Source organism: Paenibacillus sp. QJM3NY_38 (genome assembly GCF_056173265.1).
In genome coordinates, this window is the sequence record NZ_CM149665.1 from 2,138,222 (window position 1) to 2,154,912 (window position 16,691).

Consider the following 16,691-nt stretch of genomic DNA (forward strand, 5'->3'; position numbering starts at 1 on the left):
GTGTGAGGTTTTGACCGATGATAAAAAAAATCAAACTGCGTACCGTGCTAATAGGGGGATGTATAACCCTCTTTTTTGCTTTATTGATTGGTCGGGTGTTTTGGCTGCAGGTCATCGATAACGACTTCTGGAAGGAACAAGCTTTATCGAAATGGTCGCGTAAACAGGATCTTCCGGCCACGCGAGGAACGATCACGGATCGGGACGGCGATATTCTTGCCATGGATGCGCCTGCCTTTACGGTTATTGTGAATCCTGCGGTCATTCAGGCTAACGGCATGGAGAATGAGGTCGTTAAAGGACTGCATGAGATTCTTGACAAGGATGAGGACGAACTCCGTGTACTGGTTAAAGCTAAAGACGATAAAGGCGAATACCTCAAGGGCCGCGAAGTCCGCAGCGAAGGATGGAAGATTGACAAGGAGAAGATGGAAGAGGTCAAAGCGTTCAGCGAAAGCTTGAATGATAAATTGAAGGCCGCAGGCAAAGTTCCCGATTCGGGCATCGGCTTTCAGCGAGAGTCAAAACGATTTTATCCACAAAAGACAGTGGCTGCACATATCTTGGGATATACCGATCGTCAGGGCAAGGGTATCGGGGGCATTGAACAATTTTATGACGACAAGCTGAAGGGAACCGATGGATTCGCTTCGTACAAGAGTGATAAGAAAGGGGTCAAGCTGCCGAGCGAGGACGATTTATACCAGCCTGCAATAAATGGGAAAAATTTAGTACTGACGACAGACGATACAATCCAGTATTATATCGAGGAAGCGATGCGCGACACGTATAACCAATATAAACCAATCAGTATGACGGTAATCGCAGCGGATCCGAACACGATGGAAATACTGGGGATGGCCAATATGCCGACTTTTGATCCCAATACATATTCGGAATGGAATCAAAAGAATTTTATCAATCATGCCGTGCGGTCCATCTATGAGCCGGGATCGACTTTCAAAATTGTTACGCTGGCCAGCGCAGTGCAGGAAAAGCTGTTTAACCCGAGTGCTATTTATCAATCCGGATCCATAAGAGCTGGTGGAAGAACCCACCGGGACATTAACAGCGTAGGTTGGGGCCCCATTACCTACCTGGAAGGCGTAAAAAGGTCGAGTAACGTGGCATTTGTAAAATTGGGATACGAAATGCTCGGCAAGGAGCGATTTACCAACTATATTCGGGATTTTGGGTTTACGCAGAAAACGGACATTGATCTTCCGGGGGAGATTCTCGGTACCTTGAATATGACTTATGACTCCGATATTTCAACCATGACCTACGGTTACGCCGTATCCGTAACGCCTATTCAACAGATTGCGGCCATTTCAGCCGTTGCCAACGGAGGCAAGCTCATGCAGCCTCACATGGTCAAGCAGATCGAGGACCCCAACACGGGCAAGGTTGAGAAAATCGAACCGAAAGTCGTGCGCCAGGTCATATCTCCTGAGGCCGCAAGAGAAACGGGGACTTACCTTGAGCAGGTCGTTGCTGACCAATTAAACGGAACAGGTAAGAATGCGTATATTGAAGGCTACCGGGTTGCGGGCAAAACCGGTACCGCGATAAAATCCGGCGGCGGATATAAAGACCGTACGAAACAAGTAGTTTCATTCATCGGGTACGCTCCCGTCGAGAATCCGAAAATAGCCGTACTGGTCATTATCGATGAACCGAACGTGGAAAAGGGCGGCGGTACTCTGGCAGCGCCTATATTCAAGGAAATCGTCTCCAAGACATTGAATTATTGGGGCGTTCCCAAATCGAATGCAAAGCAGGATAAGGAAAAAACGAAATCAGGAACATCGCTGACGGATTCCCTGAAAGCACCGGATTTTAAGGGGTTGAAGCTGAGTGATGTAAAAGCCAAGCTGCTGAAGGATGGAGTGGCGTTTGAGACCTTGGGCAACGGAAACACGGTGAAGGAGCAATACCCGCCTGCCAATGCGATCATTAGTGCAGGTCAAAGGATCTATCTTCTTACAGAGGATAGCCCAACGATGAAAATCCCGAATTTAGAGGGTGAATCGCTTAGGGACGCCATGGAAGTGCTCACTTTGATGAAAGTAAAGGTTAATGTTCAGGGTGAGGGCTACGTTGTTTCGCAGTTGGAAGCCAAGGAGAATGGTCAACGAATCGTGCAGTTAACGCTGAAGTCGGCTCAAGAGTTGATCACGGGAAGCAGCAGTTCCGATGAAACTTCCTCCGTTGGCAGCGAAAATGCGAACGGGGAAGAAACCGATGGAAAAGAGTCGGATGGAACTGCCGATAACGATGTCGAGGCAACCGACCAAGGACAAGGCAAGACAGAAGGGGAATAGCTTGTTCTAACCCGGGTTTGTCCCGAATACTCATGTGAAGAACGCATATCATGAGCTTTCGGGTTCAAACAGGGAGGGAAGCTTAGGTGAAAGTATCCAAGGTATCGCAGCGGAGAAGGCTGCTCTGGAGCCTGCTGCTGCTGCTCCTGCTGTTCTCAGCACTGATTATCAGACTGGCTTATGTGCAGATTGGGAAAGGCGCGGAGCTGTCGGCGAAGGCGGAGGATCTCTGGCGCCGCGACATTCCGTTTGCGGCCCAGCGTGGTGAAATTTTGGATCGTAACGGAACCGCATTGGTTACGAATATAACAACACCGACCATTTGGGCGATTCCTGTACAAATCAAAGATCCGGACCATACGGCCGAAACCTTGGCCGGGCTTATCAACATGGACAAAGCCGATATCAAGAAAATCATTACGAAACGTTCGAGGTTGGAACGGATAAATCCCGGTGGACGAAAAATTACGATGGAGCTGGCTCAGGAAATTCGTGATTTGAAGCTGCCGGGTATCGTTGTTGCTGAGGATAACAAACGGTATTATCCTTATGGCGATCTCGCAGCCCATATATTGGGGTTCACGGGGGCCTACAGTCAAGGACTTACCGGCTTGGAGGCCATGCATGACGACAAGCTGAAAGGCTTTGAAGGCGGAATATCTTATCTGTCCGATGCAGGCGGAAGAATCATGCCGGGCTCCTCGGAAAAGTATGTCGAGCCTCGTGATGGTTTGAATCTGGAGCTAACGATCGATAAATCGATTCAGTCCATAATGGAGCGGGAGCTTGATCAAGCCATGGTGAAGTATCAGGCGAATGGGGCTTGGTCGATTGCCATGAACCCCAAGACTGGCGAGATTTTGGCAATGGCCAGCAGGCCAGGGTATTCTCCTGCCAATTACCAGGAGTTTTCAGCCGAGACGTACAACCGCAACCTGCCGATCTGGATGACCTATGAACCAGGCTCGACATTCAAGATTATTACGCTTGCCGCTGCCCTTGAAGAGGACAAGGTCGACCTGAAGAACGACCACTTCTTTGACAGTGGAGCGGTAGAAGTCGGTGGAGCGAGACTGCGCTGCTGGAAAAAAGGCGGCCATGGCAGCCAGACCTTCATGGAGGTTGTCCAGAACTCCTGCAACCCGGGCTTCGTGGCGTTAGGTCAGAAGCTGGGCAAGGAAAGCCTGTTTCAGTATATCCGTGATTTTGGCTTCGGGGCAAAGACGGGCATCGATTTGAATGGGGAAGAGAATGGCATCCTGTTCAAACTCGACAACGTCGGTCCTGTTGAGCTGGCGACAACGGCATTTGGGCAAGGGGTATCGGTTACGCCGATCCAGCAGGTTGCTGCAGTGTCCGCCGCCATTAACGGCGGCAAATTGTTTAAGCCGCATGTGGCCAAGGCGTGGGTCAATCCAGAAACGGGAGAGACGGTCGAGGAAATCAAGCCGGAGCTTGTCAGACAAGTGATCTCGGAAGAAACATCCAAGCAAGTGCGCGAGGCGCTCGAGAGCGTCGTTGCCAAAGGGACCGGACGCCCGGCCTTCATCGACGGCTATCGAGTCGGAGGGAAGACGGGAACCGCCCAGAAGGTTATTAATGGCCGGTACTCATCGACCGAGCATATCGTATCGTTCATCGGATTTGCGCCTGCCGATGATCCTGAGATTGTGGTGTACACGGCGGTAGATAATCCGAAGGGCATTCAATTCGGTGGCGTCGTAGCTGCTCCGATCGTGCAGAACATCCTGGAGGATGCGCTGCATTATATGAATGTTCCGCCGCGTAAAGACCAGCTTGCGCGTGAATACAAGTATGGTGAGACACCAACCGTGACTGTACCGAACCTGGTCGGAGCTACGGTTCAGGATCTGTATGAGGATCTGAATATGAATTTCATGCTGGCCAAGTCCGGGACCGGCAACACAGTGATTTCCCAGGCTCCGAAGCCGGGAAGTCGGGTAGAGCGAGGGTCTACCATTCGGATCTATATGGGCGAAGACCCCGAGGGAACCAAGCACGAACATTAAGGCATCATCCGATTCGGGAGCGAGAGACGATGATGCAGATATATAGAGAGAGGGATAACAATGAAATTGAAGCAATTATCATCCGTATTGGCTGCTGCTGTTATCGAAGGATCCGGAGAAGTTGAAATCACGGGGATTGAAACAGACTCAAGACAAGTGAAAGCGGGGGATTTGTTCATTTGTCTGCCGGGCCATACGGTAGATGGACACCAGTTTGCAGCTCAGGCCGCTGACCAAGGCGCTGCGGCATTGGTTGTTGAGCGAAAGCTTGAGGTCGACCTTCCGCAAGTCATCGTGAGGGACAGCCGCTTTGCGATGGCGGGTTTGGCGAACGCCTTTTATAATCAGCCGAGCTCCCGCATGAAGATGATTGGCGTAACCGGAACGAACGGCAAGACAACGACAACGTATTTGATCGAGACGATTATGAATGATTACGGTTTGAAAACTGGATTGATCGGCACGATTCAGATGAAATACGACGGCCAGTCATTCCCGATGCCAAGAACGACGCCAGAGGCGCTGGAGCTTCAGCGTTACTTGAACGATATGGCGAACGCAGGCACCGAGTGCTGCGTGATGGAGGTATCCTCGCATGCGCTCGAACAGGGGCGGGTGAAGGGAACGGACTTCCGAACGGCTATATTCACAAACCTGACGCAGGATCATCTGGACTACCATCATACGATGGAAGAATATCGCGGGGCAAAAGGGTTATTTTTCTCCCGGCTGGGCAACGCTTTTGCCAAGGATGAATCATCACGCAAATATGCCGTCCTGAATGCGGATGATGAGGCTTCGGCTTATTTTGCCAAGCAGACAGCGGCGGAAGTGATTACCTATGGTTTGGGAGAAGATGCGGATATACGGGCAAGCAACATCTCGATCACCGCTCAAGGCACCTCGTTCCATGTGGATACCTTCCGCGGAAGTGCGGATATTGCGATTCGAATGGTAGGGAAATTCAACGTGTATAACGCTATGGCCGCGATCGCTGCCGCGCTTCTTGAGGGAATTCCCCTCGAGGATATCAAGAACAGCTTGGAGTCCGTGCCCGGCGTTGACGGCCGCGTGGAGGTCGTGGATGAGGGTCAGCCGTACGCCGTGATCGTGGATTATGCGCATACGCCGGACGGACTCGAAAATGTACTGCGTACCGTTAATGAATTCGCTGAAGGCCGGGTGCTCACGGTATTCGGCTGCGGCGGCGACCGGGATCGGACCAAACGGCCGATCATGGGTAAAATTGCTGCGAAATATAGTGATATTGTATTGGTAACTTCCGATAATCCCCGCACGGAAGATCCGGATTTGATCCTGAAGGATATCGAAGCCGGCTTGATTGAGGACGAAGTGTCAACAGAAAGCTACAAGCTCATCGTTGATCGCCGGAAAGCGATTGAAAAGGCTATTGAAATGGCAAGCCCGGGCGATGTAGTATTGATTGCGGGGAAAGGTCATGAGACCTACCAGCTGATTGCGGGCGAAGTGCTAGATTTTGACGACCGCATCGTAGCCAAAGACGCGATAAGGGGCAGACAATAGTGATCCATAAATCATTAAAGAGCATCGCCGACATGTGCGGCGGGACGCTCTCACGTAACCAAGATGACAATATTATCATTCAAGGGGTCGGTACCGACTCCCGAACCATACAGCCGGGAAATTTGTTTGTTCCGATTGTTGGCGAGAAATTTGACGGGCATGCGTTCGCGGATAGCGTGATCGCCAGCGGAGCCGGCGCAGTGCTCTGGCAGAGAGATCATCAACCGATTCCCGACCTGCCGCTCATTCTCGTGGAGGATACGTTAACGGCTCTTCAGACGCTTGCGGCGGCCTATTTGTCCGAGAGCAGCGCCAAGGTGGTGGGCATAACCGGCAGCAACGGAAAAACCACCGTGAAGGACATGGTGTCCGCACTGCTTGAAACCACGTTTAACGTTCACAAGACGCAAGGCAATTACAACAATCATATCGGTCTTCCGTTAACCGTCCTCGCGATGAAGGAAGATACCGATATTATCGTGCTTGAGATGGGCATGAGCGGACGTCATGAGATTGAACTGCTTTCGAGCATTGCACGTCCGGATATGACGGTGATTACCAACGTAGGGGAAGCGCATATGCTTCAGCTCGGTTCGCGCGAAGAAATCGCCCGCGCCAAGCTTGAAATTATTAGCGGCATGAAGCCGGGCGGCTTGCTGATTTACCATGGGGACGAACCGTTGATCCGCCAGGTGCTTGCTGAAGAAACTACGGTGAAACCAGAAGGGCTTCGGACATTTACGTTTGGCAATCAGGAAACCAATGACGATTATCCGACGGGACTTATGTTCCATGCAAGAGGAATCATCTTTACTTCGAACCGGCATGCGGGCGAAGGCTTTAGCTTGCCGCTTCTCGGGCGTCATAACGTAGTCAACGCGCTTGCGGCGATGGCTGTAGCAGCCCATTTGGGAATCGGCGATGAAGCTATTCGCAGCGGGTTTGCCAATCTGAAACTGTCGAGCATGCGGATCGAAGCCGTGGAGACTGCTTTCGGGGTCACCGTCCTGAACGATGCTTATAATTCGAGTCCTACCGCGGCCAAGGCGGCATTGGACGTGCTTGGTGATATGAAAGGGTACCACCGGCGAATTGCCGTTCTCGGGGACATGCTGGAACTTGGTCAGCGTGAAGAAGAATTCCATGCCGAGATTGGAGATTACTTATCTCCGGACAACACGGATCTTGTGTTCACCTTCGGCCCATTGTCTCTTCACACGGCTAGGAAAGCGAAAGACCGCTTTCCTGAAGGAGCAGTGCTTCCGTTTACGGATAAAGAAAAACTGATCGAAGCCTTGCTGGAGCGGGTAACGGAGAAGGATATCGTATTGGTGAAAGCCTCGCGCGGCATGAGGCTGGAACACGTGGTTGACGCCTTGAAGGCCCTGCCTGGCGGCAACAACGGAGTGAGGGGGTGAGCTGATGGACTTTCAATTGCTGTTATTGACAATCGGTGTAGCGTTTGTGCTTGCGGTGATATCGGCTCCGCTGCTCATTCCGCTGCTGCGGCGGATGAAGTTCGGCCAGCAGGTTAGGAACGACGGTCCGCAGAGCCATTTGAAAAAAGCAGGAACGCCAACGATGGGCGGCGTTGTGATTCTGCTTGCTTTTACACTGACTTATATTAAATTTTCTCCTGTCGATACTGATTTCTATGTGATGATCGTAGCGACGCTCGGTTTCGGTTTGATCGGCTTTCTTGACGACTATATTAAGATCGTATTTCGCAGATCATTAGGACTCACGGCCAGGCAGAAGCTGTTTGGACAGCTTCTGTTTTCCGGCATTATGTGCTGGCTGTTGATCTCCAACGGCCATAGCACCGCGATAAGCGTTCCAGGTATGGATTGGTCCTTTGATTGGGGGCCGTGGTTCTATTATCCGTTTATCGTAGTCATGATGCTTGCGGTCACCAATGCGGTCAATTTCACCGATGGAGTGGACGGTCTGCTGTCCGGTGTCAGTGCGATTGCCTTTGGCGCTTATGCCATTGTGGCGATCCAGTCTACGTCGTTCGCGGCGGCATTCTGCGCAGCGGCGATGATCGGTGCGGTACTTGGTTTTCTGGTATTTAACGCTCACCCTGCTAAAGTGTTCATGGGAGATACAGGGTCTTTAGGAATCGGGGGCGCTATTGGCGCCATAGCGATCGTAACCAAGAGCGAGCTGCTGTTCCTCATTATTGGCGGGGTATTCGTCATAGAAATGTTATCCGTTGTGCTTCAGGTGGTTTCCTTCAAAACCAGAGGCAAGCGAATATTCAAAATGAGCCCGATCCATCACCATTATGAATTATCCGGGTGGTCGGAGTGGCGCGTCGTCTTTACATTTTGGGCCGTGGGACTGATACTTGCGGGACTCGGACTTTATATCAACAAGGGGTTGTAACATATGAAGCAGCTAGAAGATTATCGGGATAAGCATATCGTCGTACTGGGACTGGCCAAAAGCGGAGTGCAGGTTGCTAAAGTGCTGCATCAAGCCGGAGCTTCCGTCATTGTGAACGATAGAAAGGAAAGAGAACAGTGTCCTGAAGCTTCGGAGCTCGAGGCTTTGGGTATTTCTGTTATTTGCGGTAGACATCCCGATGATCTTATTCATCCCGGTGTAACGCTTCTTGTCAAAAATCCCGGAATTCCGTATTCCGCCCCGCCAGTTCAAAAGGCGCTGGAGCTTAAGATTCCTGTCGTGACCGAAGTTGAAATCGCCTATCACCTGTGTGAAGCACCGATCATCGGCATCACAGGCTCGAATGGCAAAACAACGACGACAACCTGGGTAGGCAAGCTGCTGGAAAGCGCTGGTCTATCCCCGATTGTAGCCGGCAATATCGGCACGCCTCTATCCGAGGCTGCAGCAGAAGCAACTGAAAACAATTGGATGGTTGTTGAGCTGAGCAGCTTTCAATTAAAAGGAACAGAGGAGTTCAGGCCGCGTATTGCCTGCCTTCTCAACATTGCGGAAACGCATCTTGATTACCATGGCGGGATGGATGATTATGTTGCATCCAAAGCCAAGCTGTTCGCCAACCAGACTGCGGATGATACCGCTGTGCTCAATTGGGATGATCCCGTGTGCAGAAACCTTGTTCCGTATATCAAGGCGCGCATCGTGCCTTTTTCGATGAGCGAGAGCCTTCGTGAAGGGGTTCACGTAATGCCGCCATATGTTGCCGGTACCCAGGACTCGGACGACGATCAGGGGCGTATGCTGATCTATACAGATGGCGAAGGGTTTACGCATGAGATCATCCGTGTGGAGAACATCGGACTGCCCGGAAGATTTAATGTAGGGAATGCATTGGCTGCCTGTGCGATCGCCATAGCGGCCGGCGTTGCCCCCGATAAGCTGGAAGAAGCTTTATCCAGCTTCCGCGGTGTTGAGCATCGTCTGGAATACGTTGCCAAGCTTCGGGGCGTATCCTATTACAATAACTCGAAGGCAACGAACTCCAAGGCGACGCACATGGCATTGACTTCGTTCAAGGAGCCTATCGTATTAATTGCAGGCGGGCTTGACCGCGGGTCGGATTATGAGGAATTGATTCCTTCCTTGCAAGGACGGGTGAAAGCCGTCGTGCTTCTTGGCGAAACGAAGGAGAAAATCGCGAAGGCTGCTGCCAAAGCCGGATTAAAGGACATCTTCCTCGTCGATAATGGGAAGGACGCCGCCGCGACTTTGACCTCGGCTGTCCAGAAGGCTGCCGGGCTCGCAAAGAGCGGGGATATTGTTCTACTATCTCCCGCATGTGCGAGCTGGGACATGTTTCCTTCCTTCGAGGATCGAGGACGCATTTTTAAAGAGGCGGTGCATAACCTTTAAGTAGGGGGGTGGATAAGCCCCTACTAAGGATGTACGAGGTGGCCTTTCCATGAACAAGAACCGCCAGGCGCCCGATCTGTGGCTGCTTATCTGTATTTTGGCCCTGCTGGCCATCGGAATCGTCATGGTATACAGCGCAGGATCCGTCCTCGCATTTCATGACTATGGCGATAAGTTTTATTTTGTGAAGCGTCAGCTGTTTTTTGCCTGTTTGGGGCTTGCTGCCATGTACTTCACATCGAGGACCGACTATCGGGTTTGGAAGAAATACAGCAAGCTTGCATTGCTGGTCTGCTTTTTTATGCTGATTATCGTACTTATTCCAGGGATCGGCGTTGTTCGCGGCGGAGCCAGAAGCTGGCTCGGCATCAGCTCGTTCGGAATTCAACCCTCCGAGTTTATGAAGCTGGGCATGATTCTGTTTCTATCACGCTGGCTCAGTAAGCAAGATTATGATATTACGTCTTTTACCAGGGGGCTTTTGCCGCCGCTTGGTTTAATCGGACTGGCATTCGGATTGATTATGCTGCAGCCTGATTTGGGTACGGGTGCCGTTATGCTTGGAGCTGCGATGATGATTGTTTTTACCGCAGGGGCACAGATGAAGCATCTGGGCTTTCTCGCATTAGGCGGGGTAGCCGGTTTCATTGGCTTGATTCTGACAGCCCCCTACCGGCTGAAGCGGATAACCGGGTTTCTCGATCCATGGTCTGATCCGCTTGGCGCAGGCTATCAGATCATTCAATCCCTCTATGCCATAGGGCCGGGCGGACTCGGCGGGCTCGGGCTTGGCATGAGTCGTCAGAAGTACGCTTATGTACCTGAGCCGCAGACTGATTTTATTTTTTCGATTTTGGCCGAAGAGCTTGGATTCATTGGCGGTTTGATTGTACTGCTCTTGTTCGCTGCCTTGGTGTGGCGGGGCATGAGAGTGGCCATGACGGTATCCGACGGCTTTGGAAGTCTGCTGGCTGTTGGGATCGTGGGCATGGTCGCCATACAGGTCGTTATCAATATCGGTGTCGTTATCGGTTTAATGCCGGTAACAGGGATTACGCTGCCGCTCATCAGTTACGGAGGCAGCTCACTGACGCTGATGCTGACGGCGCTGGGCATTCTATTAAATATTTCCCGTTATGCGAGGTGAAGGGTATGCGTGTCGTATTGACCGGCGGCGGAACGGGGGGGCATATTTACCCCGCCGTTGCCATTGCAAGACAATGTGAAAAGGAAGATCCGAAAACGGAGTTTTTATATATCGGAGGTACGCGGGGTCTCGAAAGCAAGCTTGTACCCCAGGAGAAGCTGCCGTTTGAGAGCATCGATATCACGGGGTTCCGGCGCAAGCTGTCGCTGGATAACGTGAAGACAATCATGCGTTTTTTCAAAGGCGTGAAGCGATCGAAGGCCCTGCTGAAGGAATTTAAACCCGATGTCGTGATCGGTACCGGAGGTTATGTGTGCGGTCCGGTGGTTTATGCAGCGGCCAAGCTCGGGATACCAACCATGATTCATGAGCAGAATGCGATTCCCGGCCTAACCAACCAGTTCCTCAGCCGCTATGCGGATACGGTGGCGGTCAGCTTTGAGGGATCGGAGTCTTCTTTTCCTAAAGCCAAAAGAACGGTATATACAGGAAATCCACGTGCGACAACGGTATTATCCGCCAATCGTGAACGTGGATTTGCTACGCTCGGCATTCCGGTGGACAGCCAAGTCGTACTGATCGTCGGCGGAAGCCGGGGTGCCAAGGCGATCAATAACGCGATGATCGGGATGGCGCCGTTCATACAGAAGCTGCCGGGTGTACATTTCGTGTTTGTTACGGGCGAAACTTATTTTGAGAACACGCGGGAATCCATTCTGTCCCAGCTCGTTACCATGCCGAATCAACTTCATATCGTGCCATACGTTCATAATATGCCGGAAGTACTTGCGGCTACTTCGCTGATTGTAAACCGTGCAGGAGCTTCATTCCTGGCGGAGATTACATCGCTTGGCATTCCATCCGTACTTATCCCTTCACCTAACGTCACCAATAACCATCAGGAGGCAAATGCGAGGCAATTGGAGGAAGCGGGTGCGTCCAGCATGATTCTCGAAAAGGATTTGACGGCGGAATCGCTGTTCGCAAAGCTTGAGGAGATCATGACCAGTCGTACTTCCAGAGAGGCGATGTCCGCGGCTGCGAAAAAGCTCGGCAAACCGGATTCGGCATCCGTCATGGTTCAAGAAATCCGCCGGTTAACCGGCAAACGCTAAATCGGCTGGGCGATTGTCACACACCTATGGAGCCTGACATAAGATACTCTATAATCGTGACACACCCATGAGGCCGGCATTACTGACAGCGGCCATCTCTTCATCCAGTTGAAGGAATGGCCTTTTGGTTTTGAAAGTCAAGGGGAGGTTTATTTAAAATGCAGCAGTGGAAATCGCTACTATCAGAAGCCAATATCGGAACAGTGTTATGGAATGAACCGCTGGCAAAATATACGACGTGGAAAATAGGCGGACCAGCCGATTGCCTGATTATACCTGAGAACAAGGAACAACTCAGGGAACTGGTCACCCTTCTCCATGCCCATCACATACCTTGGACACAATTGGGCCGCGGTTCAAACATGTTGGTTGCCGATAAAGGCATTCGGGGAGCGGTCATCAAGCTGGGCCAGGGATTTGAGGGGCTTCATTTTGACGGAGAGACGGTAACTGCAGGCGGCAGTCTGTCTTTTGTCAAGCTCAGTGTTCTGGCCGGAAAAGAAGGATTATCCGGTCTTGAATTTGCCGGAGGCATTCCTGGATCGGTTGGAGGGGCCGTCTACATGAATGCAGGTGCCCATGGGTCTGATGTGTCACGCATATTCAAGTCCGCTGACATTGTACTGGAAACAGGGGAATTGGTTACGTATGCTGCGAAAGATATGGCGTTTGATTACCGACACTCCATTCTGCATGAACGAAAAGGGATTGTGACTGAAGCGGTATTTGGGCTCCGTCAAGGAGACCGCAAAGAAATTTCAGCTGTTATGGCCTCCTACAAGGACCGTCGCCGGCGTACACAGCCGCTCCAATCCGCAACGGCAGGCAGTGTTTTTCGCAACCCGCCTGGTGACCATGCCGCGAGGTTGATCGAGGCTGCTGGTCTTAAGGGCCTGCGGATCGGGGGCGCAGAAGTTTCTTTACAGCATGCCAATTTCATTGAGAATACCGGTCAAGCGACAGCAGAGGACGTGCTCGCTTTGATGGAACGTATTAAGGAAACCATCTCGGAAAAGAACGGAATTCATATGGTGCCTGAGGTGTACGTTCTGGGCGAGCGGTAAACTCGGAGGTGATACATTGGACAAATTGGTGATTGAGGGTGGAAGGCCCCTATCTGGAACCATTCGTATCCATGGAGCAAAAAATGCAGCTTTACCTATTCTAGCAGCTAGTCTTCTGGCAGAAGGGACTGTGAGATTAAGCAATGTCCCGCACCTGCTGGATATTGAAGTGATGCTCAGCATTCTCAGCCGTCTTGGCTCCAAATGCAAGCATGAGCTGGAGACGGTAACCGTGGATACCTCGTCTGCCAATTCGTTTCATGTCCCGGAAGATTTAATGAAGCAGATGCGATCCTCCATCTTTTTGATGGGACCTCTGCTGGCCCGTTTTGGTGAAGTGACGATCTATCAGCCAGGGGGCTGCGCGATCGGAGAACGCAAGATCGACCTCCATCTTCAGGGACTGCAGGCGCTTGGTGCGGAAATCGAAGAGAGTAACGATAAGATCCATTGCAGGGCAAGCCGGCTGGTTGGAACGGATATTCATCTGGATTTTGCCAGCGTAGGGGCAACGGAGAATATCATGATGGCAGCAGCAACTGCGCTTGGCACAACGGTGCTCACCAATGCCGCCAGAGAGCCTGAAATTCAGGACCTTCAGCATTTCCTGAACAAGATGGGAGCGAACATTATCGGCGCAGGAACGGATACCATTACGATTCATGGCGTGGAGCGTCTGGAGCCTTGCGAGTACGAGATTATACCGGACCGGATCGTTGCCGGCACCGTCATGATCGCAGCAGCCGTCACCCGCGGTAGTGTAACGCTTACAAAGACCAATCCATCTCATTTAACTTCCCTTATACATGTGCTAAAGCGCGCCGGTGTTCAAACCAGTATATGCAATGATATAATAAACATAAGCTGTATGAGCCGTCCTAAAGCGGTGGAACGTATCGTGACTTCACCGTATCCTTCGTTCCCGACTGATTTGCAATCTCAGGTTATGGTCCTGCTGTCCTTGGCGGACGGATTTAGCGTGATGAAAGAGACGGTATTCGAAGGACGGTTCAAGCATGTGGAGGAACTCTCCCGTATGGGGGCGGACATTTCCACGGATCTGAACTACGCGTTTATACGCGGTGTTCAGAGAATTTATGGAGCTACGGTGGAGGCAACCGATCTTCGGGCTGGGGCGGCGCTCGTCATTGCCGGTTTGGCCGCGCAGGGAACGACCGTGGTGGAGCAAGTTCACCATATTGATCGCGGTTATGATCGTATTGAAAACATGTTCCAAGGTTTAGGCGCTCGGATCTATCGTCAATCTCCGGTGCCAAAACCGCTTGATTTAGCCAATTGAGGTCCTGGGCTTCCCCTCCGAACAAGGAGGGGATAACAGGTCTTTATGGAGAGAGTGGATATGTCCAAGACACATATGCCTGTCCTGAAGCAGGACAAGCCTAAACCGAAAACAGCCAAAAAAATCATATGGATACTTTTGCTGCTGTTCGTAGCCCTGCTGACGATTCTGTTTTTCCGGTCGTCAGTCAGCCAAGTTACCGAGATTCATTTTACAGGCAATACGTTTAATACCAATGAGCAGCTTATCAAGCAAAGCGGACTCCACATCGGAGACCAGTACTTTGGCGTTGAGCCGAAAGATGTGCAGGAACGCCTGCTGAAGCTCGGAACGATTAAGTCGGCTGAAGTGGTCAAGAGCTTTCCGGGCGAAGTCAGCATCGTGGTGACGGAACATCCTACGGTGGCCTACGAGCTGTCTGACAGCGGGGAACTTCAAGCCATACTGGCCAGCGGCACCTCGGTTCCGGTTACAGCGAGCGGTATTGCCGTTGAGAAACCTATTTTGACCAATTGGGATCCGGGCGACCCCAACAAGGCTGTGCTTAGTGAAGTGCTTGCGGAGATTTCGGGCAGCCTGACCTCCGATATCTCGGAAATCATGCCGTCACCAACGCTATCTTTTCCGGATCGGATCAAGATGTATACACGTTCCAAATTCGAAGTTATCACTTCGGTCTCCTTGCTCCGTGACAAAGTAGAATATCTGAATCAGGTTACCGAAATGGAGCGGCCGGGTGTGATTACGATGCTGGAAGCAGACTCTTACGTGCCGTTTGTAGAAGAAGTTGGAGAAGACGCGGAAGAAGGGCAATAACCCCCTACTCAGGGATTGGAATAAATGGTACAATTGAAAGTATTGACAACTTGTTTCGGCTCTTCTTTTTTGAATGACTTTTACGGCCTGTTATAGCAAATGTTGGCAGTAAAAAAAATGTTGAAAAAAGAGGGAAAGACCTGCGAGTGTTGAATAAGTAGAAATGTATTCTTTATAATCAAAATTAATTTGCTAAAAACAGGAGGTGCCAGGGCTTGAGCAACAATGACATCATTGTTAGTTTGGACATCGGTACATCCAAAGTTCGTGCTATTATTGGGGAAGTTAATAATGGAACCTTTAATATTATTGGAGTTGGATCTGCCGACTCGGAGGGAATTCGCAAAGGTGCAATTGTAGATATCGACCAGACCGTACAATCCATTCGCAGCGCTGTTGATCATGCGGAGCGTATGGTCGGTATTCAAATATCCGAAGTATATGTCGGCATTTCTGGAAATCATATCGGACTTCAATCCAGCCATGGAGTTGTGGCAGTATCGAACGAGGATCGCGAAATTGGTGAAGAGGACATCGACCGCGTGCTGAAAGCTGCGGAAGTCGTGGCGCTTCCTCCGGATCGTGAAATTATCGATGTGGTTGCTAAACAGTTTGTAGTTGACGGTTTGGAAGGAATCTCTGATCCGCGAGGAATGATCGGCGTAAGACTGGAAGTTGAAGCGACGATTATTACTGGCGCCAAAACGGCAATACATAACCTGTTACGTTGTGTGGAGAAATCAGGTCTGAAAGTGAAGGATCTGGTGCTGATTCCGCTTGGTGCCGGACAGCTGGCCTTGTCCAAGGATGAGAAAACGATGGGTTCGGTGCTGGTTGACGTCGGGGCGGGCTCAACCACGTTGGCTGTGTTCGAGGGAGGCAGCATTGCCGCAACTTCGACGCTTCCGGTTGGTGGAGATTTCGTTACGAATGACATTGCATATGGCCTGCGAACGCTGACGGATCAAGCAGAGAAGGTTAAACTGAAGTACGGATGCGCGCTGATCGAGAGTGCCGCACACGAAGTAACGTTTAAGGTGACAAGAATTGGAAGCAATGTGGACAAGGAGTTCACTCAGGAAGATCTGGCAGCTATCATAGAACCTCGCGTTCAGGAAATTTTCCAATTGGTGCGCCAAGAAATTAAGCGCTTGGGTTACAGCGAGCTTCCTGGTGGTTATATACTTACTGGGGGCACTATGTCCATGCCTGGTGTGCTGCAGGTGGCACAAAATGAGCTGGCGACTTCCGTACGGATTGCGGTTCCCGATTTCATCGGTGTTCGTGATCCGGGATACTGCAGCGGAGTCGGCATCCTCCATAATGCAATCCGGAACGTACGTGTACGCAATACAGGAGGAAGCAACAACAGCAGCGGAAATAGCAAGAAACCGGTGAACCGCGCTAAGCAGCAAAATCCTGTCGCAGCAACTCAGGAGACCAGCCAGAAGCCGGGATTTATTGAACGCCTGAAAAAGATGTTCAGCGAGTTTATATAGCGGATTCATTCGACTGTGGACGTGCCATC

The 16,691-nt window shown here is 51.2% G+C and carries 12 protein-coding genes; all 12 read left to right on the forward strand.

Features of this window, described 5'->3' with window-relative positions:
* Positions 1-17: 17 nt before the first annotated feature.
* Complete coding sequence (locus tag AC0VZ8_RS09380) at positions 18-2,324, forward strand: penicillin-binding transpeptidase domain-containing protein (RefSeq protein ID WP_475486699.1); 2,307 nt, start codon at positions 18-20, stop codon at positions 2,322-2,324.
* 86 nt (positions 2,325-2,410) lie between these two features.
* Complete coding sequence (locus AC0VZ8_RS09385) at positions 2,411-4,354, forward strand: stage V sporulation protein D (protein WP_216533897.1); 1,944 nt, start codon at positions 2,411-2,413, stop codon at positions 4,352-4,354.
* 60 nt (positions 4,355-4,414) lie between these two features.
* A complete protein-coding gene (locus AC0VZ8_RS09390) occupies positions 4,415-5,899 on the forward strand; it encodes a UDP-N-acetylmuramoyl-L-alanyl-D-glutamate--2,6-diaminopimelate ligase (protein ID WP_260064243.1) in 1,485 nt (494 codons plus the stop codon).
* A complete protein-coding gene (locus tag AC0VZ8_RS09395; RefSeq protein WP_475486700.1) occupies positions 5,899-7,317 on the forward strand; it encodes a UDP-N-acetylmuramoyl-tripeptide--D-alanyl-D-alanine ligase in 1,419 nt (472 codons plus the stop codon). Before AC0VZ8_RS09390 ends, AC0VZ8_RS09395 begins: the two co-directional genes overlap by 1 nt.
* A 4-nt stretch (positions 7,318-7,321) precedes the next feature.
* Positions 7,322-8,287, forward strand: a complete 966-nt coding sequence (mraY, locus tag AC0VZ8_RS09400; protein ID WP_339222802.1) for a phospho-N-acetylmuramoyl-pentapeptide-transferase — start codon at positions 7,322-7,324, stop codon at positions 8,285-8,287.
* Positions 8,288-8,290: 3 nt separating this feature from the next.
* Positions 8,291-9,721: a UDP-N-acetylmuramoyl-L-alanine--D-glutamate ligase gene (murD, locus tag AC0VZ8_RS09405; RefSeq protein ID WP_475486701.1), complete on the forward strand. Its 1,431-nt coding sequence runs from the start codon at positions 8,291-8,293 to the stop codon at positions 9,719-9,721.
* A gap of 49 nt (positions 9,722-9,770) precedes the next feature.
* Positions 9,771-10,868 carry a stage V sporulation protein E gene (gene spoVE, locus AC0VZ8_RS09410; RefSeq protein ID WP_071222986.1) on the forward strand — a complete coding sequence of 366 codons (1,098 nt, stop codon included), beginning with the start codon at positions 9,771-9,773 and terminating at the stop codon, positions 10,866-10,868.
* A 5-nt stretch (positions 10,869-10,873) separates the two neighbouring features.
* The gene (murG, locus tag AC0VZ8_RS09415) at positions 10,874-11,983 is read left to right on the forward strand and encodes an undecaprenyldiphospho-muramoylpentapeptide beta-N-acetylglucosaminyltransferase (RefSeq protein ID WP_475486702.1); all 1,110 of its coding nucleotides are present in this window, start codon (positions 10,874-10,876) and stop codon (positions 11,981-11,983) included.
* Positions 11,984-12,141: 158 nt separating this feature from the next.
* Positions 12,142-13,047, forward strand: coding sequence for a UDP-N-acetylmuramate dehydrogenase (gene murB, locus AC0VZ8_RS09420; RefSeq protein WP_071222988.1), 906 nt, complete (start codon positions 12,142-12,144; stop codon positions 13,045-13,047).
* Between the two features lie 16 nt (positions 13,048-13,063).
* Positions 13,064-14,347: a UDP-N-acetylglucosamine 1-carboxyvinyltransferase gene (gene murA, locus AC0VZ8_RS09425; protein ID WP_071222989.1), complete on the forward strand. Its 1,284-nt coding sequence runs from the start codon at positions 13,064-13,066 to the stop codon at positions 14,345-14,347.
* A 60-nt stretch (positions 14,348-14,407) separates the two neighbouring features.
* A complete protein-coding gene (locus AC0VZ8_RS09430) occupies positions 14,408-15,163 on the forward strand; it encodes a cell division protein FtsQ/DivIB (protein ID WP_071223069.1) in 756 nt (251 codons plus the stop codon).
* Between the two features lie 215 nt (positions 15,164-15,378).
* Complete coding sequence (gene ftsA / locus AC0VZ8_RS09435; RefSeq protein ID WP_009589690.1) at positions 15,379-16,662, forward strand: cell division protein FtsA; 1,284 nt, start codon at positions 15,379-15,381, stop codon at positions 16,660-16,662.
* Positions 16,663-16,691: the final 29 nt, after the last annotated feature.

What these genes read in the sequence shown, in the direction of transcription:
- mraY (WP_339222802.1), top strand. Translation starts at nt 7,322, where the DNA reads ATGGACTTTCAATTGCTGTTATTGACAATCGGTGTAGCGTTTGTGCTT.
- murD (WP_475486701.1), top strand. Translation starts at nt 8,291, where the DNA reads ATGAAGCAGCTAGAAGATTATCGGGATAAGCATATCGTCGTACTGGGA.
- AC0VZ8_RS09390 (WP_260064243.1), top strand. Translation starts at nt 4,415, where the DNA reads ATGAAATTGAAGCAATTATCATCCGTATTGGCTGCTGCTGTTATCGAA.
- murB (WP_071222988.1), top strand. Translation starts at nt 12,142, where the DNA reads ATGCAGCAGTGGAAATCGCTACTATCAGAAGCCAATATCGGAACAGTG.
- AC0VZ8_RS09380 (WP_475486699.1), top strand. Translation starts at nt 18, where the DNA reads ATGATAAAAAAAATCAAACTGCGTACCGTGCTAATAGGGGGATGTATA.
- AC0VZ8_RS09430 (WP_071223069.1), top strand. Translation starts at nt 14,408, where the DNA reads ATGTCCAAGACACATATGCCTGTCCTGAAGCAGGACAAGCCTAAACCG.
- murG (WP_475486702.1), top strand. Translation starts at nt 10,874, where the DNA reads ATGCGTGTCGTATTGACCGGCGGCGGAACGGGGGGGCATATTTACCCC.
- spoVE (WP_071222986.1), top strand. Translation starts at nt 9,771, where the DNA reads ATGAACAAGAACCGCCAGGCGCCCGATCTGTGGCTGCTTATCTGTATT.